At 64.2% G+C, this 21,075-nt stretch carries 24 protein-coding genes; 16 read left to right on the plus strand and 8 right to left on the minus strand.

Annotated elements, in window-relative coordinates; translation table 11 throughout:
• The first annotated feature begins 17 nt into the window (after positions 1–17).
• The 10 genes from R1L06_RS08705 to R1L06_RS08745 all read left to right on the plus strand — a co-directional run bounded on the left by R1L06_RS08705 (position 18) and on the right by R1L06_RS08745 (position 8,407).
• Positions 18–809 (plus strand): hypothetical protein, encoded by a 792-nt coding sequence (locus R1L06_RS08705; RefSeq protein ID WP_317217468.1) that lies wholly within the window; start codon positions 18–20, stop codon positions 807–809.
• Positions 810–873: 64 nt separating this feature from the next.
• Positions 874–2,016 (plus strand): TrbL/VirB6 family protein, encoded by a 1,143-nt coding sequence (locus tag R1L06_RS08710; RefSeq protein WP_317217469.1) that lies wholly within the window; start codon positions 874–876, stop codon positions 2,014–2,016.
• A 68-nt stretch (positions 2,017–2,084) separates the two neighbouring features.
• Positions 2,085–2,588 (plus strand): DUF4189 domain-containing protein, encoded by a 504-nt coding sequence (locus R1L06_RS08715; RefSeq protein ID WP_253078543.1) that lies wholly within the window; start codon positions 2,085–2,087, stop codon positions 2,586–2,588.
• Positions 2,589–2,775: 187 nt separating this feature from the next.
• Positions 2,776–3,027, plus strand: coding sequence for a hypothetical protein (locus R1L06_RS08720; RefSeq protein ID WP_317217488.1), 252 nt, complete (start codon positions 2,776–2,778; stop codon positions 3,025–3,027).
• Positions 3,020–3,493: a DUF4189 domain-containing protein gene (locus R1L06_RS08725; RefSeq protein WP_317217486.1), complete on the plus strand. Its 474-nt coding sequence runs from the start codon at positions 3,020–3,022 to the stop codon at positions 3,491–3,493. The genes R1L06_RS08720 and R1L06_RS08725 overlap by 8 nt, the downstream gene beginning before the upstream one ends.
• Positions 3,494–3,736: 243 nt before the next feature.
• Positions 3,737–4,579 (plus strand): type IV secretion system protein, encoded by an 843-nt coding sequence (locus R1L06_RS08730; RefSeq protein ID WP_373695416.1) that lies wholly within the window; start codon positions 3,737–3,739, stop codon positions 4,577–4,579.
• A gap of 99 nt (positions 4,580–4,678) precedes the next feature.
• The gene (locus R1L06_RS20480) at positions 4,679–5,119 is read left to right on the plus strand and encodes a DUF4189 domain-containing protein (RefSeq protein ID WP_373695417.1); all 441 of its coding nucleotides are present in this window, start codon (positions 4,679–4,681) and stop codon (positions 5,117–5,119) included.
• Between the two features lie 330 nt (positions 5,120–5,449).
• Positions 5,450–5,986 carry a hypothetical protein gene (locus R1L06_RS08735; protein ID WP_049455020.1) on the plus strand — a complete coding sequence of 179 codons (537 nt, stop codon included), beginning with the start codon at positions 5,450–5,452 and terminating at the stop codon, positions 5,984–5,986.
• 57 nt (positions 5,987–6,043) lie between these two features.
• Entirely contained in the window at positions 6,044–7,051 is a 1,008-nt protein-coding gene (locus tag R1L06_RS08740) for an XVIPCD domain-containing protein (RefSeq protein ID WP_154349303.1), read from the plus strand.
• Between the two features lie 99 nt (positions 7,052–7,150).
• Positions 7,151–8,407 carry a hypothetical protein gene (locus R1L06_RS08745; protein WP_317217470.1) on the plus strand — a complete coding sequence of 419 codons (1,257 nt, stop codon included), beginning with the start codon at positions 7,151–7,153 and terminating at the stop codon, positions 8,405–8,407.
• A 53-nt stretch (positions 8,408–8,460) separates the two neighbouring features.
• Here the strand turns inward: R1L06_RS08745 and R1L06_RS08750 are convergent, their stop codons facing one another.
• Genes R1L06_RS08750 through R1L06_RS08760 form a run of 3 tightly spaced genes read right to left on the minus strand, consistent with a single transcriptional unit; the run spans position 8,461 to position 11,151 of the window.
• The gene (locus R1L06_RS08750) at positions 8,461–9,789 is read right to left on the minus strand and encodes an XVIPCD domain-containing protein (protein ID WP_317217471.1); all 1,329 of its coding nucleotides are present in this window, start codon (positions 9,787–9,789) and stop codon (positions 8,461–8,463) included.
• The gene (locus tag R1L06_RS08755; RefSeq protein ID WP_317217472.1) at positions 9,786–10,439 is read right to left on the minus strand and encodes a hypothetical protein; all 654 of its coding nucleotides are present in this window, start codon (positions 10,437–10,439) and stop codon (positions 9,786–9,788) included. The genes R1L06_RS08750 and R1L06_RS08755 overlap by 4 nt, the downstream gene beginning before the upstream one ends.
• Positions 10,440–10,479: 40 nt before the next feature.
• Complete coding sequence (locus R1L06_RS08760) at positions 10,480–11,151, minus strand: hypothetical protein (protein WP_317217473.1); 672 nt, start codon at positions 11,149–11,151, stop codon at positions 10,480–10,482.
• Positions 11,152–11,394: 243 nt separating this feature from the next.
• Here R1L06_RS08760 and R1L06_RS08765 point away from each other — a divergent pair, with 243 nt between their 5' ends.
• Positions 11,395–11,901, plus strand: coding sequence for a GNAT family N-acetyltransferase (locus tag R1L06_RS08765; protein WP_373695418.1), 507 nt, complete (start codon positions 11,395–11,397; stop codon positions 11,899–11,901).
• Between the two features lie 22 nt (positions 11,902–11,923).
• Here the strand turns inward: R1L06_RS08765 and R1L06_RS08770 are convergent, their stop codons facing one another.
• The 3 genes from R1L06_RS08770 to R1L06_RS08780 form a co-directional block, all read right to left on the minus strand.
• Entirely contained in the window at positions 11,924–12,130 is a 207-nt protein-coding gene (locus R1L06_RS08770) for a hypothetical protein (protein ID WP_005410107.1), read from the minus strand.
• Positions 12,131–12,188: 58 nt separating this feature from the next.
• Positions 12,189–12,626, minus strand: a complete 438-nt coding sequence (locus R1L06_RS08775) for an acetyltransferase (RefSeq protein WP_317217475.1) — start codon at positions 12,624–12,626, stop codon at positions 12,189–12,191.
• Between the two features lie 68 nt (positions 12,627–12,694).
• A complete protein-coding gene (locus R1L06_RS08780) occupies positions 12,695–13,462 on the minus strand; it encodes an NAD(P)H-dependent oxidoreductase (RefSeq protein WP_317217476.1) in 768 nt (255 codons plus the stop codon).
• Between the two features lie 78 nt (positions 13,463–13,540).
• On the opposite strand from R1L06_RS08780, the gene R1L06_RS08785 reads away from it, so the two are divergent.
• From R1L06_RS08785 to R1L06_RS08805, 5 genes are all read left to right on the plus strand, one after another.
• Positions 13,541–13,900: a winged helix-turn-helix transcriptional regulator gene (locus tag R1L06_RS08785; RefSeq protein WP_032129513.1), complete on the plus strand. Its 360-nt coding sequence runs from the start codon at positions 13,541–13,543 to the stop codon at positions 13,898–13,900.
• Positions 13,901–13,975: 75 nt separating this feature from the next.
• Entirely contained in the window at positions 13,976–14,500 is a 525-nt protein-coding gene (gene tadA / locus R1L06_RS08790) for a tRNA adenosine(34) deaminase TadA (RefSeq protein WP_049398218.1), read from the plus strand.
• 74 nt (positions 14,501–14,574) lie between these two features.
• Positions 14,575–15,147 carry an oligoribonuclease gene (orn, locus tag R1L06_RS08795; RefSeq protein ID WP_317217477.1) on the plus strand — a complete coding sequence of 191 codons (573 nt, stop codon included), beginning with the start codon at positions 14,575–14,577 and terminating at the stop codon, positions 15,145–15,147.
• A 159-nt stretch (positions 15,148–15,306) separates the two neighbouring features.
• Entirely contained in the window at positions 15,307–16,182 is an 876-nt protein-coding gene (locus R1L06_RS08800) for an EcsC family protein (protein ID WP_317217478.1), read from the plus strand.
• Positions 16,183–16,321: 139 nt separating this feature from the next.
• The gene (locus tag R1L06_RS08805; protein ID WP_317217479.1) at positions 16,322–17,437 is read left to right on the plus strand and encodes an alkene reductase; all 1,116 of its coding nucleotides are present in this window, start codon (positions 16,322–16,324) and stop codon (positions 17,435–17,437) included.
• 87 nt (positions 17,438–17,524) lie between these two features.
• Here the strand turns inward: R1L06_RS08805 and R1L06_RS08810 are convergent, their stop codons facing one another.
• Entirely contained in the window at positions 17,525–18,418 is an 894-nt protein-coding gene (locus R1L06_RS08810; RefSeq protein ID WP_050509854.1) for a mechanosensitive ion channel family protein, read from the minus strand.
• Between the two features lie 136 nt (positions 18,419–18,554).
• Complete coding sequence (gene ppsA, locus R1L06_RS08815; protein WP_014037623.1) at positions 18,555–20,933, minus strand: phosphoenolpyruvate synthase; 2,379 nt, start codon at positions 20,931–20,933, stop codon at positions 18,555–18,557.
• Between the last annotated feature and the right edge of the window lie 142 nt (positions 20,934–21,075).

Below are 21,075 nucleotides of genomic sequence, written 5' to 3' on the forward strand. Positions count from 1 at the left end.
CGAACAAGGAAACCGCCATGACAACTGAAACCCGCCGCACGCCGGTGCGTCGCCGGCGCTTCGCGCCGATGATGGCCGCAGTATTGACCCTGGGCATGACCATCAGTACCGGCACCAGTCCCGCGCAGGCGATGACCGTCTATGACCCGTTCAACTGGATCATGAACTTCCTGCAGGAGATGAAGGCCGGCAAGGAGTACTTCGAGACGGCGGCACGCTGGAGCCAAACGGCTGAGCAGTACGGCAAGACCATCGACAACTGGTTGTCCAAGCTGCAGAACTGGACCCAGATCATCGCTTCGCCACTGATGCCGCCGACGCCCACGCTGACGAAGATTCCCGAGAACTGGAACGTGGCCGAGAAGTGCGGCGGCGATTCCATGATCAGCATGAACGGCCTGATGGCAGTGCTCAACATGAGTCCGGGTGGCGACATCGGCGCGCAGCAACGCGCGATCTGCTCGTACATCCAGGTGCTTGAGAACAAGAAGTACAACGAGACTGTCGAGGTCGTGCAGATGTCCATGCCGGCGATGGAGCAGATGCTTCAGCAGCTGCGCCGGATCCGCAACGCATTCAAGAACGAAGGCGCGTTGCAGGAAGACATCTCGAACAACACGGCAACCTCGGTCGAGCTTGAGAAGGCCTTCAAGAAATGGGAGACCACCATCAAGGTCTACGACCAGCAGATCGCTGCTTTGCAGGGGCGACAGAAGAACCTGGCCGAACGTGCGTTACGCGGCGAGCGCAATCCGATCGGAAGCGTCATCAAGGCCGGCGCGCTGAAGGCCGCGCTTTCCACCAAGTGAATCACGTGCGCAACGCACTCCAGCAGGGCCCCGATGCGGGGCGGGTGATGTGATGAGTCAGGGAATGATGCACAGTATGGTGTTCAATGATCTGTTGCACGGCACGTTGTTCGCCTCGGTGGGCGACTTCGTCTTCTTCCGGCTGATCCTGGATTATCTGCGCGACGAGATCACCAATTTCGGCAACGGTATCCTGAGCCGGATGATGACCTGGGTCGGCACGATGGCGCTGGTGCTGATGACGCTGTGGGTGCTCATCCAGGGCTTCCGCATCGTGACCGGACGGAGCCGTGACTCGATGGCTGCGCTGATGACGAACATGGCGCGCGCCGCCCTGATCGTCACCGTCGCAACGTCGATGGCGATGTTCGGAACCAAGCTGCAGAACTTCCTGACCGGCGATGTGCAGGACCAGATCACCTACATCGTGACCGGCAAGAAGTCGACCGCCGAGGAGCTGATCGACAAGAACCTGGGCTACATGCAGCTGGCACTCACGTCGGTAAGCGTGCTGGATGTGGCCGGCGACGTGGCTCTGGATAGTGCCAAGACCCGCGCGATGTGGTTCATCGGCCTGGGAACGGGCGGTCCCGCCGTGACCGCTGGCGCGATGTTGCTGCTCTACCAGATTGCGCTGGCGCTGTTCATCGGATTCGGACCATTGTTCATCCTGTGTCTGCTGTTCGAGCAGACAAAGTCGCTGTTCCAACGATGGTTGTTCTATGGCATCGGCACCATGTTCTCGATGGCCGTGCTGGCGGCGATGACCGGCATTGCCATGGAAATGGTGGCGCGCGTGGCGGCTTCGTTCTGGGGCGCGTCCGCGCTGGGTGCACTGCTGGGGTCGAACCTGACCGAGGGCATGAGCAGCATGGCGCTGCAGCAGGGCGGCATGGGCCTGATCCTGACGACGCTGATCCTGACTGCGCCCCCAATGGCCGCGATGTTCTTCCAGGGCACCCTGGGTACCTTCATGGCATATTCGCAGATAGGTGGTAGTGCTGTGCCGACTTCGCCGGGTCCGAATGGGCAGCCGCCGGGTTCTAGTGGGTCGGGTGGTATGTTTACGCCTCCGGTGCCAGTCTCGAATTCAAGTACCGGTGTGTTGGCCAACCAAGGCGCAACACCAAGGCTCCAAGGTCAGGGCGAAGCACAATCTACTTCAGGCCCAGGTTTGCGGGGCAATGCTCCCACCGGCAACACCTGAGTGATCCAAATCGTTGTCAATGGAATCCTGTACTCATGAAATCCGTGTTGCCTGCATTGATGGTTCTGATGGTTGGAGCTGCTTGGAGCATTGATTCCGCCCTGGCAGAGGGCAATTGCCCGCCTGGCTTCTATCCTATAGGTGGCCAAGGGGTGCAGGGTTGTGCGCCGATTCCCGGGGCAAATAGCGGCGGTACAAACGCCCCTGTTTCACCGCCTCAACCTTCCGGTGAGTGGATCACCACTTGGGGAGCGATTGCCACATCCAAGCGCACTTCCGATGCTGGTGTATCTACTGGTCAGCGAAAGAAAAGTGGCGCGGAAAGAGAGGCGCTTGGCAAATGTTCCTCGGCGGGCGCGAAGGACTGTCAAGTAGTGCTTGCCTACTTCAATCAATGTGCTGCGTGGGTGGTGCCAAGTGGGCAGACCGGGCAGGGGGGGTCTGGCATAGGAAGAGGGCCAACACCTGAGGTAGCGGAGCGGGAAGCGCAGAAGGGCTGCACAAATGACCAAGCCGGCGCTTGCAAGGTCTTCTACACCGACTGCACGAAACCCGTCTTCAAGGCGTACTGACACAACAGAGTTGGATCTGTTCTTGGAGCCTCGCGATTCTTCAGATGAAGGGTCAGATCTCATACTTCGAGAAAGAAGCAGCTTTGTGTGCGGACGATTTGATGATAGGGTCTGGGACATATTGAGTTTGACTGGTGCGGGACTGTCAGGCAGTAGGCGGGGCGCGTTGCAAGGTGATCTACTCGGCATGTTCAGCGCCGATCTTTCGGAAGTGCTGAAGGTGCATCCAGGCGATGCTCGTATGCCTGATGGCTTTAGAGGACCGTACGTCGGAGTAGGTCGGTACGCCGCCGTCACCACCTCCAGATCAATGGCTCACCAGCCGGGAGCGCAACCGCTGTCACCGTTCGTCGATGTTGTGCTGGGGAGGTCCAATGCGACATTGGGTGGGATTTCTGGCTGTGGTGGTTTCATTCTGGTCGTTGCCGGTCATGGCTGAGGGAAACTGCCCTTCCGGTTTTTACCCAATCGGTGGGCAGGGTGTTCAGGGATGCGCGCCGATTCCCGGAGCCGCTGGAACGGCGGCAAGCCCCGCCGCGCCAGCACCCGCGCGCCCTCTTGGAGAGTGGGTGAAAACGTGGGGAGCTATTGCTGTCTCGAGAGCTACTTCTGATGCTGGCGTTTCAACTGGATTGAGATCCAAAAGCGCTGCTGAGAAAAATGCGCTTTCCAAATGCCGAATGAGCGGAGCTCGTGACTGCTCGATAAATATGACGTACTTCAATCAATGCGTATCATGGGCGATTCCCAGTGGGCGTTCGGGAGGTGGTCAGTCGGGCATCGGTTCGGGGCCGACTCCGGAATCGGCACTCCAGACTGCGCGTTCGTTGTGCAAGAACGATCGGCAGGGAACATGTGACGAAGTGTACGCGGATTGTACGAAGCCGGTATTTGATCGCTATTGAAGTCCGAAAGCGATGAGGCAGGAAGAGGACGCCCAAATGGTTGGGAAGTATGTGTTCGGCAGTGCCTGCACTATTGACGCGCGAAACCATTGACCGCGACAGCTGAAATGGGGGCGTAGTTGAGGCGACCCCCATCTGCGCTGCTATGTCTGACCTAGTCGAGGGCGTATCCAGCGTAGCGCGGCGGCAGAATATCACCAGGTTGATTCTGGCCACTCGGAGATCGCGACGGTCGCCACGTCGATGGCCATGTTCGGGACCAAGCTGCAGAACTTCCTGACCGGCGATGTGCAGGACCAGATCACTTATATTGTGACCGGCAAGAAGTCGACCGCCGAGGAGCTGATCGACAAGAACCTGGGCTATATGCAGCTGGCGCTTACGTCGGTGAGCGTGCTGGATGTGGCCGGCGACGTCGCGCTGGACAGCGCCAAGACGCGAGCGATGTGGTTCATTGGCTTGGGAACAGGAGGTCCCGCTGTTACCGCGGGCGCGATGTTGCTGCTGTACCAGATCGCGCTGGCGCTGTTCATCGGATTCGGACCGCTATTCATCCTGTGTCTGCTGTTCGAGCAGACAAAGTCGTTGTTCCAACGATGGTTGTTCTATGGCATCGGCACCATGTTCTCGATGGCCGTGCTGGCGGCGATGACCGGCATTGCCATGGAAATGGTGGCACGCGTGGCGGCGTCGTTCTGGGGCGCGTCCGCGCTGGGTGCACTGCTGGGGTCGAACCTGACCGAGGGCATGAGCAGCATGGCGCTGCAGCAGGGCGGCATGGGCCTGATCCTGACGACGCTGATCCTGACTGCGCCCCCAATGGCCGCGATGTTCTTCCAGGGCACCCTGGGTACCTTCATGGCATATTCGCAGATAGGTGGTAGCCCGGTGCCGACCTCGCCGGGTCCGAACGGGCAGCCGCCGGGTTCCAGCGGGTCCAATAGCGGAGGATTCTTTATGCCAGCGATGCCTCCTGCTGATACGCAGATGCGAACGGGTGCTGCTGGGGCCCAGCGGTCAGGATTCACCGGCGAAGCGGCGCCTCATGCAGGCCAACGGGGTGCTGCGAACAACGATCGGAACTGAGGTCTGACTATGTCTAAACGATTTATGCGAGTCGTCGTCGCAACAATGCTCCTTCTAGTATTCTCATCCGCAAGTGCGGAGGGGAACTGCCCTCCCGGTATGTATCCGATTGGAGGGCAGGGAGTACAGGGCTGCGCGCCAAATCCCGGTGCAGTTGCTGGAACGGCTTCACCCTCTGCTCCCCTTCCTGCTCAGCCGTTGGGGGAGTGGTTGACGAGATGGGGAGCCGTGGCTGAATCGCCTACGTCGAATCTCGTCGGCACCGCAGCCAATGAGTCCAGCGAGCGGCGTGCGTTCGATGTAGCGATCAAGAAGTGCGCGGCAGAGGGTGCAAAGGACTGCAAGTCTTCGGTCACCTATTACAACCAATGCGTTGCATTCGCTGTACCGTCCTCAGGAAAGGGGCAGGGCTCCTTGGAGACGGTGGTGGATGCAGAGACCGTAGCTGGAAATGCAATTGGTCATTGTCGGGATACCGGAGGCGGAAAGTGCGCCGTCGTCTATTCCGAATGCTCCTTGCCCGTCTTCCGGAAGTACTGATAAGGCGTCAGATAGGTCAGCAGAGCCAATCCCGCTTTTATGTGATCAAGTCCGCTTTTCGCTCCGTTCCCCCTTCGACGACTGAAGGCTCCTCGAAGTAAGCTGCCTGCGCGTCAAAATTCCGGCGCATCGGTGCCATCGAACGCAGGAGCTTTCCCGTCCATGAGGACGCTGACGACCCGCGGTGCGGGTGACGCCCACCCACGACACCACCGCCGCAGGGCCGGGGCTATCATCCGCTCTGGCGGACACCGGGGCCTGCGGCGCACTGCGCGGTGTCCCGGCCGGCGCACGGGTACTGGCAAGACGGGATCGAAGGAGTGGCAGGGGATGCAGAAGGGGAGCGGCACGAACATGGACAATGCGTTGGCGTTCGTGCCGTCCGGCGCGAACCTGCTGGAAGCCGTGCGCGGTGATCTGACCGGCAATGGCATCGACGACCAGTTGCTGGTGATCGATCAGCCCGCCCCCGATGGCCTGGTGCCGGGCGAGCACGGTCCCAACCGGGTGCTGTTGTTGCTGCTGGGCGATGCTGCCGGCCGATGGCAGCTGGCGGCGCGCAACGACAAGCTGGTGCCATGCTCTACCCGCGGCGGCATTGCCGGTGATCCCTTCGCCTACGTGACGATCGAGGATGGCGCGTTCAGCGTGATCACCAACGGCGGCAGCCGCGAGCGCTGGAGCAGCACCTACACGTTCCGCTACGCGCCGTCCGAGCAGGTCTGTTGGGTCCATGGCGTGCAGCGCAGGGTGGTCGACACCGAGACCGAGGCAACCCACACCCGTGACTTCTCGGCGGCCGAGCTGGGCAGGGTACGGTTTGAGGACTTTGACCCGTCCGTGGTTGCCGACGTGAGCTTGCCTTGAGTGCCGCGCCTGTGAGGAGGCAGGAGGACCCCACGATGATCGAGCAGGAGTTTGACCGTGTCGCAGGATAGAGAGTCGCAATTGTTGCGACAGGCCACGGAGGCCGGCATCACCTCGTCCCGGGAACTGGCCAACTTCATGGCGCAGGCCGGGCACGAGTCGCGTGGCCTGAGCCGGCTCAATGAAAGCTTCAACTTCACCCGGGGCATCTCGCAGATCCCGGTCGAGGCCGCGTGGCGTAATGGCAATGGTGCGCTGGAGAGTGCCCGCCAAGAGGCGTTGCGCGGTCGCCCGGAGAACCTGGCCGAGCTGATGTACGGCGGGCGGATGGGCAATGACGCACCGGGCGACGCGCTGAAGTATCACGGCCGCGGCTATCTGCCGCTGGTCGGCAAGGAGAACTACGAGCGTGCCGGCAAGGCGCTGGACCTGGACCTTGTGAACCATCCGGAACTGGCTGCGCAGCCCGAGCACGCCGGCCGCATCGCGGTCTGGCAATGGCAGACACGCGTGCCGGAGGCGGCACGCGAGGATGTGCGCGAGGCCACGCGTGCGATCAATGGCGCACTCAATGGCATCGAGGCCCGCCAGCAGCGCTTCGAGGTCTGGCAGCAGAAGCTGACGCCGGACGTGATGGCGCGGCTGGATAGGGGCGAAGTCGGGGCGCCGGCGCAGCAGGCCGGTGCACGGGACATGTCGCAGCCGGGCGAGCCGGGACACGTCCTGTTCCAAGACGCACGCCAACACCTGCAGCAGATGGGGCCGCAGAGCGGGCTGCGCAGTGCGCAGGAACTGGACAATGCGGCCGGCGCACTGGCGCTGAGTGCACAGAAGGCGGGGATGTCGCGCATTGACCATCTGCTGGCGGGCAACGACGGACGCACGTTGTTTGCAGTGCAGGGCACGTTGGGTGATCCGGCGATGCTGCGCGCGTCCATAGACAGGGAACAGGCCGCCCAGCAGCCGTTGGCGCAAAGCAGCCAGCAGGTGGCGGCCAGTGTTTCGCAACAGGATCAGGCAGCTTCGGTTGCCCGTGAGCAGGAGCAGCGCTCGCGCTCAATATGATTCAAGGGGGCGCTTGCGGGGTGGAGGCCCGCAGGCGCTGGACGCACGACGCGTGGCGCTTATCGGCGCCGATAGGGAAACCCAACGTAAGGACACCACATGCGAACCGTACTTCCAGTGTTCCAGCACGCCGTTGCCAGCTTCGCGTCTGTCCGGCCGAGCCCGTCGCCAGTCTGGCTCCTGTCATTGAGTCTGGTGGCTTCATTGGCGCAGGCCCAGGACGCGCCACCACCGCTGCCGCAGGCTCCGCCGTTGACCGAGCTGGCAGCAGCGCCTGCGTTGGCCGCACCGACGGTGGTTGATGCCGCCGGAGTGCCGGATGCACCGGCTCCGGTGGCTCAGGAGTCGGCGATGCGCTCTCCTGCACCCGCTGCGGCGCAGGAACCGGCCCCTGCATCCGAGCCAACCCAGACCCAAGCGGCAGCGCCCACGTCCGCGCCGTCTGCGGCGCCCGAATCACCCGCCGTGGTGGGCGCCCCCAATCCGCCGACGCCTCCCGCACTCGCCATCGTGCCGTTGCCGCCGGAACAGGCCACCGAGCGCGCGCTCGGCGCCCGCTGCCCGGTGGATCTGGCCGGTCGCCTGGCGGCCCAGGGCGACCTGCTGATCGGTGCCTGCGAGGGGCAGATGCCGGCGCACCTGGCGGCCGTGCTGGTGGCACTTCCCGAGCAGGACATTCACCTGCCGCGCAGCTGGCGCGAGCGTGAGGTGCGCCAGAAGGTGTGGTTCAAGGCGGTGCCGGGCTTTGGCCAGCGTCCGGACTTCATTGCGCGGATGGGGGATATCTGGGTGCGTTCGCTGGAGGGCCGTGACGCCGAAAGCACGTTCTATCTGGTCTCGGCGCCTTTCCTCTGCAGCAATCCGGCGGCCGGGACCACAGTGCAGGTGCAGGAGCCGGTGCGCCTGCCGGCCGGTGAGTGCCGCGAAGCTTACATCGCTCAGCGCGTATACCAGGTGCGCGGCGATGCCGCGCCGAGGGATGTAACGGCCGAGGTCATGCCGGCCATGCCACCGTTGACGGACGCCGATCGTGTGCGCCAGCTGGCTCGCGAAGGCAGGATCACGCTGGATCACAGCAAGCTGCAGTTCGGCCCGGCCATGCGCTGGTTCGTGCAATATCCGGAGACAGCCCAGAAGGGCGGTCCACGCGCGTTCAGTGATTGGAGCCGCGAGCACCTGGCCTTCGTGGTGTGGACCGGGGATCGCTTCGAGCTGCGCGAAAAGATATCGCGCAGCCAGTGGCCCTGCGACCCGGTGGCGCCGGGGGATCGCGCTTGTGGCGGCTTCCCGGATTCCGGGCCGGATCTGTTCGTGACGGCCGGAACATCCGTGCCGATGGCAGCCTCCAGCCCCTGAGCTGGAGTGTCGAGGTAAATCGGGAGCCGGGGTGACCGGCTCCCGCACCGTCATCAGGCCTGCATGCTGCGGGTCTGATTCTGTTGCTGTTCCAGCTGTTGGTCGCGCTCCAGTGCAAGCCGCTGGCCTGCGGCCTGCTGGTCGATGCGCTGGCTGCTCTGTTCCAGTGGGGTGTTCATCGCCACTGCCGTATCCACCGACACGCGAAGGTGGGCGGGGTCGCCACCCTGGCCCTGCACAGCGAAGCTGCGCGAGGCATCGGCATTCATGACCACCTCGTCGATGCGCTTGCCACCTGCTGCGTGCATTTCGGCGGCCAGGCTTCCTGCCAGCTGCGTGCTCATCACGTCCGGCACGCGACCGACCCGCACGTCCTGTGCGTGCACGCCGCGGATCGCGTCGTTGAACAGCGGGTTGCCCAGATGGTTGGCGTCGTCCATGCGCAGCATGCTGGTGTGATGGCCGTTCTTCTCCGCCTCGCGGCGTGCCGGCTCACCTGGCTGCAGCGGGCCACGGATGTGGTCGTACAGATCGACGGCACCGCCCGGGATGCCACGCGCTGCACGGGTAACACCGCGGCGCAGTGATTCGACGTCGTCGCGGTACTCCTCGATCATCTTGGCGTTGTCTTTCGCCAGCTTCTGCGTTTCCGGGTGCTTCAGCACCGACCCTTCGTCGAGAAAGTTGCCCAGCTTGTGTGCGCCGAACGAGCTGGTTGCCGCGATGATCGGGCGGTCCGGAATCAGATCACGCAGGGCATGATTGCTGAAGCCATTTGCCGCGAGCGTCTTGATCTCATCGGGCTTGGCGTAGATGCGGACCTGGCCGAAGTGCGGCGAGGCGGCGCTGACCGGATCGGAAGCCATGACGTGGTTGATCATGGTGCTGCCGCCTTCCGGAATGCGGTAGCTGAGGCTGACCGCGCCGTAGGCATTGAAGGTCTCGCCCTTGACGTTGAAGTGGTGCGAGGTGATCTGGGCCAGGGCGCCGCCGAGGGAATGGCCTGTGACGGTGACCTGAGGAGTATGTCCGCCGTTCAAGCGGGACTGCAGTGCGGCGGATTCAAGTGTTCTCTGCGTCAATGCAATCGCGTCAGGTGCCTGCACATTTGTTCGTGCAACCACCATTCCACCATCGGTCAGAATCGCGTCGCGGGCGATCTGCTCGGTACCACGATGGGCAATGACGATCTCTTTACTATCTACGCGTTGATAGACGGTGCCTTGATAGCCATTGAGCCGATTGTCGACATGCTCAAGGATCTTGTACTCATGGCCGTTCAGTACGACCTTTTCTTCTTGGCCAGGGGCGCGTCGACCGACGGCGCGGTCCTTGTATGCGTCATCTGATAACGCAGCGTAGTCTTGAGAGGTGATGGTCACGGGGCCACCTCACTTGCGGAAAGACTGATCGTGAACAACTTGTCCTGCAGATCGGCGGCATAGCCGCTGCGGTCAGCCTCGCCACTTGCCGGGAAATTGGGAACTCGGTCTGCCCGCGGATAAACGAGATCAGGATAGAAGAGTGTGTGCGTTTTCCCTTCGGTCAGCGGTTCCGCGTCAGCGAAGGTCAGGAAGCGGGTCTCCTCTTCGGCACCCGTGGCCTTTAGCATCGCTCCTGCGCCGCTGAACTCCCACTTGCACACGCCGCGGCCGTAGTAGTCCTCATCCAGCATGCGGTCCACATACAACGTGCCGCGGTATTCGCCGTCGGCGACCTTGCGCAGCTCCACCGGTTCCTGGCTGGTGATACGTGCGGCGGTACCGGTGGCAGGTTCGATGTGCCCACACTGGTCTTCGTTGGTCACGTCATACTGCGCGACACCTTCAACCACCGCGAAATCACCGGGGGCATCCTTCAGGCGCAGCACCAGTTCATAGGCCTTGCGCGGGCTGGGGTTGAGCTTGGCGAGGCCACGCCCACCCTGGGCGACATCGGCTTCAGCAGCGGCACGTTCCTGGTTCATGGCGGTCTCCGGATTGCAGGCGGTCAATAGAAGCAGAGCAAGGCACGGGATCATCTTGTGGCGCAATGTCGGCCTCCTTGGGGGTAGGAATGGTTGAACTGGCAGCTCATGGCGCGAGTTTCTGCACAGTGGTGGTGGTCGAGAACAGCGCGTCGCGCAGCTCTCCCTTGTACTCCGAAGGATTCTCTTTGCCGCTGGCAGGATAGTTGGCAGCAAGCTCGGCGCGAGGATAGGCAACCCTCGGATAATAGAGAGTCAATGGGCTCCTCGCGTCCATGCGTTCCTTGTCGACGAACGTCAGGAATCGAGTGTCCGCTTCGTCGGTCGTGGCGCGCAACATCGCACCGACTCCGGTCAGTGTCCAATGACAGACGCCGCGATCGTAATAGTCTTGGTCCTGCATGCGGTCGAGGTAGAACGTACCGCGGTACTCGTTCTCACCGACCTTGCGCAGCGTGACGAGCTCCTGGCTGGTAATACGGCTGGCGGTACCGGTCGCCCTCAGGACCCGGCCGCAGTCCTTGTGGTTGCTGACGTCGTACTGGGCAACGCCCTCGACCACCGTGAATGGACCAGGGGCATCCTTAAGTGTCAGTACCAGCTCGTAGCCCTGCTTTGGTGCAGGGTTGAGTTTGGCCAGGCCGCGCCCACCAGCGGCGACGTCGCGCTCGGCATCAGCATAGGGCGAGCATGCGGCCAGTGGGATAAGGGCGAGCAACGCCAGCAGCGGCTGCCTTTTCCTTTCAGGGAGCGCTACTCCCATGGCCTGATCCTGCATCGTGCGTCCATGTCCATATATCCTTCCTGGGTGACAGGTTTCTCGATTATGGAGCGTGTCAGGAACGCTGCGCCACCGCCGCGACGGCTTATTGACGCGCCCGATGCGGTGTATTCCGGCGAATCGATTGCAGCACAGGGGATTCGGGCGTCGCGTTGGCCTTGCTGGCAGGGGCTGCTCGCGGTTGAATCTGCGACGTAAATCAATAATTCACGCATTCATCACATTATCAAAGGCGTTCTCTTGAACTGCATGATCCGCACCGAAACCACGGCCGACCACGCCGCCATCCATGCACTCACCTCGGCCGCCTTCCGCGAAGCCCCGCACAGCAGCCACACCGAGCAGTTCATCGTCGACGCCCTGCGCGCCCGCGGGGAGTTGAGCATTTCGCTGGTCGCCGAAACTCAGGGCCAGGTGGTCGGCCACATTGCCCTGTCGCCGGTGACGGTCAGCGATGGCAGCACGGGCTGGTTTGGTCTGGGCCCGATCTCGGTAGTGCCCGCGTGGCAGGGGCAGGGCATCGGTGCGGCCCTGATGCGCGCCGCACTTGAAGCACTGCGTCAGCAGGGTGCACATGGCTGTGTATTGCTGGGCGAGCCGGCCTATTACGGGCGCTTCGGCTTCCGTGCCGAGCCGGGCCTGGCGCTGCCGGGCGTGCCGGCGGAGTACTTCCAGGTGCTTTGCCTGCAGCCTCCGCTGGCACAGGGCGAGGTGCAGTACTCATCGGCCTTCGAGGCGACGGGTTGATCCAGGTTTGGCGCGTTCCTGCTCAAGGCGCGCGCCAGACGGTCGGTTCGGGTTGCGGCTTCGGAATGCGGTAGCCGCCGATATGCTCGAGAAGTTCATTGGTACGGCGCTGCTCGACCAGTACCTCACGCAACAGGTTGCGCACGGCGAAGATGGCGAATGGCACCAGGATCCAGACCAGACTGATGCCCAGTGCAAACAGGGTCAGCAGGGCTTTTGCACCATCCATGCACGGCATTCCTTGATCGAAAGCAGCCACGCTAGCACGCAGCTGCTGCCGACGGATGTCAGGCCTTGTGCCGAAGATGGATCAGCGGATACGGGCGGCCCTGCGAATCCAGCGGCGAACGACCGGTTTCGACAAAGCCCATGCGCAGGTAGAAGCCCACGGCCTGCGCGTTCTGTGCGTTGACGTCGGTGCTCAGCTGCGGGTGCAGGGCCAGTGCGTGCTGCAGCAGTTGACGGCCGATACCGGTCCCGCGCACGTCCGGATCGATGAACAGCGCTTCCATGTGGGTGCCATCGATCAGCATGAATCCCTGCGGCTGGTCCTGTGCATCGACGGCGACGGTCATCGGCGCCTGCGGCAGGAAAGCGGCCACTTCGGCATCGATGGCCTGGCGGTCTTCGGTACTGAGGAAGTCGTGGGTGGCGTCGACGGCGCGGCGCCAGAGATCGACAAGGGCGGCGCCGTCGTCGGCGCGAGAGGGACGGAGGGTGGTCATGTGTTCACCAAGGTGCTTGACAGGAATACGCATTGTGAAGCTTTCCGGCCGTGCCTGCAGGTGCGGGTTCATCCGGCGTTGCGATGGCGGATGAAGGGACTGTAGGCAGTCGCTTCCGCGCGCAGCGCCACACCATCCTCGAAGTCCTCACTGTTGTTGAAGGGCACGGTCGGCCACTGCCGCCATCGCGACAGTCGCTCGCGGTAGGAAAGGGTGGCTGCAACCAATGCTTCGTCGTGGGCCTGCACGCGTTCCGCTGCAAGCCCTGAGCGCACGCCGTGCACCATATGCGGCTCCATCACCTCGAAGCCGACGTAGCGCAGGCTGTACATCAACGGCCACAGCAACAGCCGGGTATCGCCTTCGCGGCCGTCAACCGCGCATGCCCGCGCCGAAGAGCCGGTGGTGACGCTCAGCAACGCACGCTTGCCCTGCATCACGCCGCGCTCGTGGCGTTGCCGGCTGTTGTACATCGGCCCGTAGACCAGCACGCGGTCCAGCCAGCCCTTGAGGATGGCCGGCGCCGCGAACCACCACAGTGGGAACTGCAGGATCACCAGGTCCGCGGCCTGCAGCAGCTGCAGGTGATGCCGCACATCGGCGGGCAACTGGTCGTGTTCGGCGCTGTAGCGTTGTTCGCGCTGGGCATCGAAGCGCTCGGGCTGCAGGCGCCGTGGATGGTGCCAGGCCGCTTCCAGCGGATCGAAGCCTTCTGCATACAGGTCGACCACCTCCACCTGCAGGTGGTCGTGCCGCAGCTGCTCAGCCGCCTGCACGGCCAGGTGGGCGTTGAAGGAGCGGGGTTCGGGGTGGGCAAGCAGGATGAGGGCGCGCATGGGGCGAGGTGTTCGTGGAGTGTGCGACCATGCTCGCGGTGCCGGTATGCCCCGGCAATTACGCACCTTGAGGTAACCATGGCCTTTCCTGGAGATGTCTATGCCGCCGACTGCTCGGCGCGCGATGCGCTGGCACTGATCTCCGGCAAGTGGGTGATGCTGCTGCTGCCGGCATTGGCCGAGGGCCCGCAACGCAATGGTGCGCTGCTGCGGAAGATCGAAGGCATCTCGCAGAAGGTGCTGACCCAGACCCTGCGACAGCTGGAGCGCAACGGCCTGATCGAGCGCTGCGATCTGGGCGGCAAGCCACTGCACGTGGAGTACCGGTTGACCGAGGTTGCGCGCAGTCTGGTAGACACCCTGACCGCGTTGGACCGTTGGGCCGAGCACAATTTCCCGGCCCTGGACGCTGCCCGCGAGCGCTTCGACGCGCGCTAGCGGCGCCTGCACGGCTGCGGGCGTACAATGCGGCCCCGGCGGCCATCCTGGCCCTGCAGACACGCGAGAACCGCCATGACCGACGCCCTGGGTGTGCCGGTGCACGACACCGACGAACACTGGATGCGCCACGCGCTGGCGCTGGCTGAGCGCGCACAACGCGAGTTCGACGAGATCCCGGTGGGTGCAGTGCTGGTCGGTGCCGACGGCCAACTGCTGGGCGAGGGCTGGAACCTCAACATCGCCTCGCATGACCCCAGCGCACACGCCGAGATCGTGGCCATGCGGGCGGGCGGAAAACTGCTGGCGAACCATCGCCTGCTTGGCAGCACGCTGTATGTGACCCTGGAGCCGTGTGCGATGTGCGCAATGGCGATCGTGCACGCGCGCGTTGCACGGTTGGTCTACGGTGCCAGCGACCCCAAGACCGGTGCCTGCGGCAGCGTGTTCGACCTCATTGGCGATACCCGCCACAACCACCGGGTGGAGATCCACGGTGGGGTACTGGCCAAGGAAGCCAGCATGCGCCTGACCAACTATTTCCGCGCCAAGCGCGGCAAGCCTCCGCTGCTGCTGGAAGACCACGCCGGCGAGGGCTGAGGGGCTAAAGGGTATGATGGGCGCCTCTTTCCATCACCGGTAGGCCGCGCGCCTGCCCAGCAACGAGGCGACACATGGCGGACAACGGCGCGGCCAACGAACGACTGATCTGGATCGACCTGGAAATGACCGGGTTGGATACCGACAACGATTCGATCATCGAGATCGCCACCGTGGTCACCGACGCCCAGCTCAACGTGCTGGCTGAAGGTCCAGAATTCGCCATCCACCATCCGCTGGAAACGCTGGAAGCGATGGACGAGTGGAACCGCAACCAGCACCGCCGCTCGGGCCTGTGGCAGCGTGTGGTGGACAGCACGGTGACCCTTGCCCAGGCTGAGGCGCAGACGGTGAATTTCCTGGCGCAGTGGATCCCGGCCGGCCTGTCGCCGATGTGCGGCAACTCCATCTGCCAGGACCGCCGCTTCCTGCACCGCCAGATGCCGCGCCTGGAGAAGTACTTCCACTACCGCAACCTGGACGTGTCCACGGTGAAGGAACTGGCCAAGCGCTGGGCGCCGACCGTGGCCGCCGGCGTCGGCAAGAACAGCAACCACACCGCGCTGAGCGATGTGCACGATTCGATTGCCGAGCTGCGTCACTATCGCCAGTTCATGGGCGCGCTGTCGGGGTTGCCCACGGTCTGAACAGCGACGCCGGGCATGGCCCGGCGCTACCGGATGACTCGCGAACTGGTAGTGCCGGCCGCTGGCCGGCAATTCAGCGGCCTTCGTGACGTGTATCAGGTTGCCGGCCAGCGGCCGGCACTACCCTCCGTTCAACTCCCTGGCGCTAAGATCAGCGCCATGAACGAGCCCATCCTGCTTCCCCGCGACATTGCCCATGACGCCCGCGACTGGTCTGACCTGCAGCAGGCGGTGACCCTGCTGGAAGCGCCGACCCTGACCGCGCGCATGGCCAATCTGGTCGGCACGCCGCTGGAGTTCGCGGTGAAGGCGCTGCCCAACTCGGTCTCCAACCGCATCCATGGCGCCGTGCAGGCGGCGCTGACCAAGTCGGCGCAGGCGGCGCTTTGGAGCATGGACAACACCCCCGGCAAGGGGGCGTCCACCCGCTGGCACAAGTTGGCCGCAGCGACCTCCGGTGCGGTGGGCGGCGCCTTTGGCTTTGCCGCGCTGTTCATCGAACTGCCGGTGTCGACCACCATCATGATGCGCGCCGTGGCCGACGTGGCTCGCAGCGAAGGCTTCGACCTGTCCGAGTTCAGTACCCGCCAGGCCTGCCTGGAGGTGTTCGCGCTGGGCGGCAACTCGCCGCGCGATGACGCCAGCGAGACGGGCTATTACCTGGCCCGCGGCTTCACCACCGATGTGATGCGCCATCTGTCGGCCGAGCTGGCCGGGCGCGTGGTGACCGGCCGCGATCTCACCCTGGGCGTAGCGCCGAAGGAGGCTGGCAAGCTGCTGGCGAAGATGGTGGAGAAGGTAGCGGCGCGCTTCGGCGTGGTGGTTACCGAGAAATTCGCCGCACAGGCGGTGCCGATCGTGGGTGCCGCTGCCGGTGCGACGCTCAATACGATGTTCACCGATTACTACCAGGACATGGCGCGCGGCCACTTCATCGTGCGCCGGCTGGAGCTCAAGTACGGCGAAGACGTGGTGCGCACCTGCTATGACCGCGTAGCGCATGGCACGATCAGGATGGAACCCCGCCTGGAGTAGATCCACGCCATGCATTGATGAGCCTTCATGCCAGGCCATCCTTGCCTGCCGGGCACAACTGTTTTGCCACAACACGCCTGTTGCCTTTCGCAGGCGGTCCCCATTCTTGCTGGCACTCCCCCCGCAAGAGATGTCCGCCATGTTGTTCACCTCCCACCGCCTGGGCGCCTTGACCCTGCCCAACCGAATCGTCATGCCGCCGATGACCCGCTCGCGCGCTGCCGACGGCAACGTTGCCACCGCGGAAATGGCCGCCTACTACGCGCAGCGGGCCAGCGCGGGCCTGATCGTCAGCGAAGGTACCCAGATCAGCCCGCAGGGCCAGGGCTATGCCTGGACCCCGGGCATTCACAGTGGCGAGCAGGTGCAGGGCTGGCGTCAGGTGACCGACGCCGTGCACGCCGCTGGTGGCCGCATCTACGCCCAGCTGTGGCACGTGGGTCGGGTCTCGCACGTGGCCCTGCAGCCCGGTGGTGCCGCGCCAGTGTCGTCGTCGGCGCTGCTGGCCGAGGGCGTGAAGGTGTTTGTCGACCCCACCGGCGCCGGCCCGGAAGCGGGCGTGGGCGAGATGATCCAGCACTCGATGCCGCGCGCGCTGGCCGAGGCCGAGATTCCAGGCATCATCGCCGACTACGCGCAGGCCACCCGTAATGCGCTGGCCGCCGGCTTCGATGGTGTCGAGCTTCACGGTGCAAATGGTTATCTGATCAACCAGTTCATCGACTCGCAGGCCAACCAGCGCAGCGACGGCTATGGCGGCTCGCTGCAGAACCGGCTGCGTTTCCTGCGCGAGGTCGTGCAGGCGGTGACTGCAGAAGCCGGTGGTGAGCGCGTTGGCGTGCGCCTGGCGCCGCTGACGACGTTGCAGGGCGCGGTGGACGATACGCCGCAGGCCACCTACCTGGCGGCGGCACACCTGCTGGGCGAGCTGGGCGTGGGCTACCTGCACATCGCCGAGGCCGACTGGGATGACGCACCGCTGATGCCAGTGGCGTTCAAGCAGGCGCTGCGCATGGTCTACCCGGGCACCCTGATCTACGCCGGCAAGTACACCGCCGAGCGCGCCGAGCACGCACTGGCTGAAGGTTGGGCCGACCTGATCGGCTTCGGTCGCCCGTTCATCGCCAACCCGGACCTGCCCGAGCGCCTGCGTCTGGGGGCGGAATTGAACCCGCCTGATCGGGCGACGTTCTTCGGCGGTGGTGCGGTCGGGTTCACCGATTACGCGACGCTGGAAGAAAGCGTCGCCGCCTGATCCTGGAGGTTGCCGGCCAGCGGCCGCCACTACCAGGGTGCGCGGGGCAGGGTAGTGCCGGCCGCTGGCCGGCATTTCTGTTTGGGATCAGGGCTTGTCGCGCACCAGCGCGTCGGCCTCGACCACGCCGCCATCCTTGCCGTGCAGGTACAGGTGCATGTCCTGCTGCGGATACGGGATGTTGATGCCGGCCTTGTCGAAGCCCAGCTTGAGCTGTTCCAGCAGCGTGACCTTGGTACCGAACCAGTCGGCCGACTTCACGTAGCAGCGGATGCCAAGATTGATCGCGTGCGCGCCCAGTTCGTACACCACTACGTCCGGTGCCGGCGTCTGCAACACGCGCGGGTCGGCCTTCATCAGCGCCAGCGCGGTGTCGCGCGCCAGCTGGATGTTGTCTTCATAGCCGATGCCCACCACCAGTTCGACGCGGCGGGTCGGCTCGGCGGTCAGGTTGATGATCGGCGCAGCGGTGATCAGCGTGTTTGGAATGGTGGTGTGCTGGTTGTCGGCACCGGTGATGACGGTCTGGAAGATGCGTACCTCGCGCACCGTGCCGGTCTGCCCGGCCACCGTCACCACATCACCGACGCGGAACGGGCGCAGCGTCACCAGCATCACGCCCGAGGCGATGTTGGACAGCGAATCCTTCAGCGCCAGGCCTACCGCCAGGCCGGCGGTGCCAAGCACGGCCAGCAGCGGGGTGATCTGCACGCCCAGCGTGCCGATTGCCAGCACCACCACGATCACCAGCGACGCGGCGTACACCACGTTGCGCAGGAAGTTGCCCAGCATCGGGTCCACGCCCATGCGCGCGGTGGCGCGTGGCATCGCATTGGACAGGCGTCGTGCCACCCACATGCCGACCAGCAGCACCACGATCGCGGCCAGCAATGGCACGCCGTAGGTCTCCAGCAGGCGTTCCCAATCGAGCGAGTGGAACCAGGGTGTTGCGGCGGGGGCGGGTGGGGCAGTGGCGAGCATGCGGGCTCCTTTGCAGCGGGGGAGGTGGCGCGCGCAGACGCCAGAAACAACAAGCCCCGCAGAGGCGGGGCTTGCATGCAGCTGAAGTATGGGCCGGCGCCGATGAAAGCGACGTCAGCCCTCAGCAATCACGGTCTCAGCCGTTCGCCTTCAGCTTGGCCAGGCGCAGCCAGGTATCGACCACGGTGTCCGGGTTCAGCGACACCGACTCGATGCCTTCCTGCATCAGCCATTCGGCCAGATCCGGGTGATCGGACGGGCCCTGGCCGCAGATGCCGACGTACTTGCCCTTGGCACGTGCCGACTTGATCGCCATCGACAGCAGCTTCTTCACTGCCGGGTTACGTTCGTCGAACAGGTGCGCGACGATCGACGAATCGCGGTCCAGGCCCAGGCTGAGCTGGGTCAGGTCGTTGGAGCCGATCGAGAAGCCGTCGAAGATCTCCAGGAACTCATCGGCGAGCAGTGCGTTGGACGGCACTTCGCACATCATGATGATCTTCAGGCCGTTCTCGCCCTGCTTCAGGCCGTTCTGTTCCAGCACCTCGATGACCTTGCGGCCTTCTTCCAGGGTGCGCACGAACGGAATCATGACCCACAGGTTGTCCAGGCCCATTTCGTTGCGCACGCGCAGCACGGCCTTGCACTCCAGCGCGAAGGCGGCCGAGAAGCTCGGGTCGACGTAACGGCTGGCGCCGCGGAAGCCGATCATCGGGTTCTCTTCGTGCGGCTCGTAGTTGCTGCCGCCGATCAGGTTGGCGTACTCGTTGGACTTGAAGTCCGACAGGCGCACGATCACGGCGTTCGGTGCGACCGAGGCGGTGAGGGTGGCGATGCCTTCGGCCAGGCGATCCACGTAGAAGCTGACCGGATCACCGTAACCGGCGATCTTCTCGTCGATCTTCTTCTTGGTTGCCGCATCCTGGCGGTCGTATTCCAGCAGCGCGTTCGGGTGGATGCCGATGTGGCTGGCGATGATCATTTCCAGACGGGCCAGGCCGATGCCGGCGTTCGGCAGCTGGCCGAAGTCGAAGGCACGTTCCGGGTTGGCCACGTTCATCATGATCTTCAGCGGTGCCGGCGGCATGTTGCCCAGATCGGTGGTGGTGCGCTCGAAGCCCAGCTTGCCTTCGTAGATGAAGCCGGTATCGCCTTCAGCGCAGCTGACGGTGACCAGCTGGCCATCTTCGATGACCTTGGTGGCGTTGCCCGAACCGACCACGGCCGGCACGCCCAGCTCGCGCGCGATGATCGCGGCATGGCAGGTACGGCCACCGCGATTGGTGACGATGGCCGAAGCGCGCTTCATCACCGGTTCCCAATCGGGATCGGTCATGTCGGCAATCAGCACGTCGCCCGGCTGCACGCGGTTCATGTCGTCCAGCGTCTTGACCACGCGGGCCACGCCCGAGCCGATCTTGGCACCGACGGCACGGCCTTCGGCCAGCACGTTGCCGCCCTTTTCGGTCAGCGCGAAGCGCTCGATCTGGGTGGCATGGCTGCGCGACTTCACCGTTTCCGGGCGCGCCTGCACGATGAACAGCTTGCCGCTGACACCGTCCTTGGCCCACTCGATGTCCATCGGGCGGCCGTAGTGCTTTTCGATGACCAGCGCCTGCTTGGACAGTTCCTGCACGTCCTCGTCGCTGATCGAGAAGGTGTTGCGCAGTTCGACCGGGGTGTCCTCGATCCGGACGCGCTCACCCGGAACATCCGAATACACCATGCGGATCGCCTTGCTGCCGAGCGAGCGGCGCAGGATCGCCGGCTTGCCGGCCTGCAGGGTGGGCTTGTAGACGTAGTACTCGTCCGGGTTGACCGCGCCCTGCACGACCATTTCGCCCAGGCCGAAGGACGAGGTGACGAACACCACATCGCGGAAGCCGGACTCGGTGTCCAGGGTGAACAGCACGCCGGACGAACCGACGCCCGAACGCACCATCAGCTGCACGCCGGCGGACAGGAACACGTCTTCATGCTTGAAGCCGTGGTGCACGCGGTAGGCGATGGCACGATCGTTGTACAGCGAGGCGAACACTTCCTTGACCTTGTGCACGACGTCGTCGGCACCGGTGACGTTGAGGAAGGTTTCCTGCTGGCCGGCGAAGGAGGCATCCGGCAGATCCTCGGCGGTGGCCGACGAACGCACGGCCACGGCCACGTCGCCGCCGCCGTTGTCGGCGCTCAGCTGGGCGTAGGCAGTGCGGATGTCCTGGTCCAGCTGCGGCTGCAGCGGGGCATCGATCACCCAGGTGCGGATTTCCTTGCCCGCTGCGGTCAGCGCGTTGACGTCCTCGACGTCCAGCGTGGCCAGCTTGTCGAAGATGCGCTTGGACAGATCGTTGTGCGCGATGAAGTCCTTGAAGGCTTCAGCGGTGGTGGCATAACCGCCCGGCACCGAAACGCCCAGACCGGCCAGGTTGCCGATCATCTCGCCCAGCGACGAATTCTTGCCGCCTACGCGGGCCAAATCGGCCAGACGCAGTTCGTGCAACCACAGGATGTTCTCGTTCAAGCGCGATGCTCCGTTTGGCCATCGCCCGAGGCGGGCTGGAATGGCCGCGTCCGTAGGAAGAAGCCGATATGATGCCGGGCAGAGTACCGTCGGCACAAGCTTGTGCTGGCGGCCTTTTTAGGCTTCGTAGGGGGTAAAAGCG

The organism is Stenotrophomonas mexicanensis (genome assembly GCF_032911605.1).
GTDB lineage: Bacteria > Pseudomonadota > Gammaproteobacteria > Xanthomonadales > Xanthomonadaceae > Stenotrophomonas > Stenotrophomonas maltophilia_A.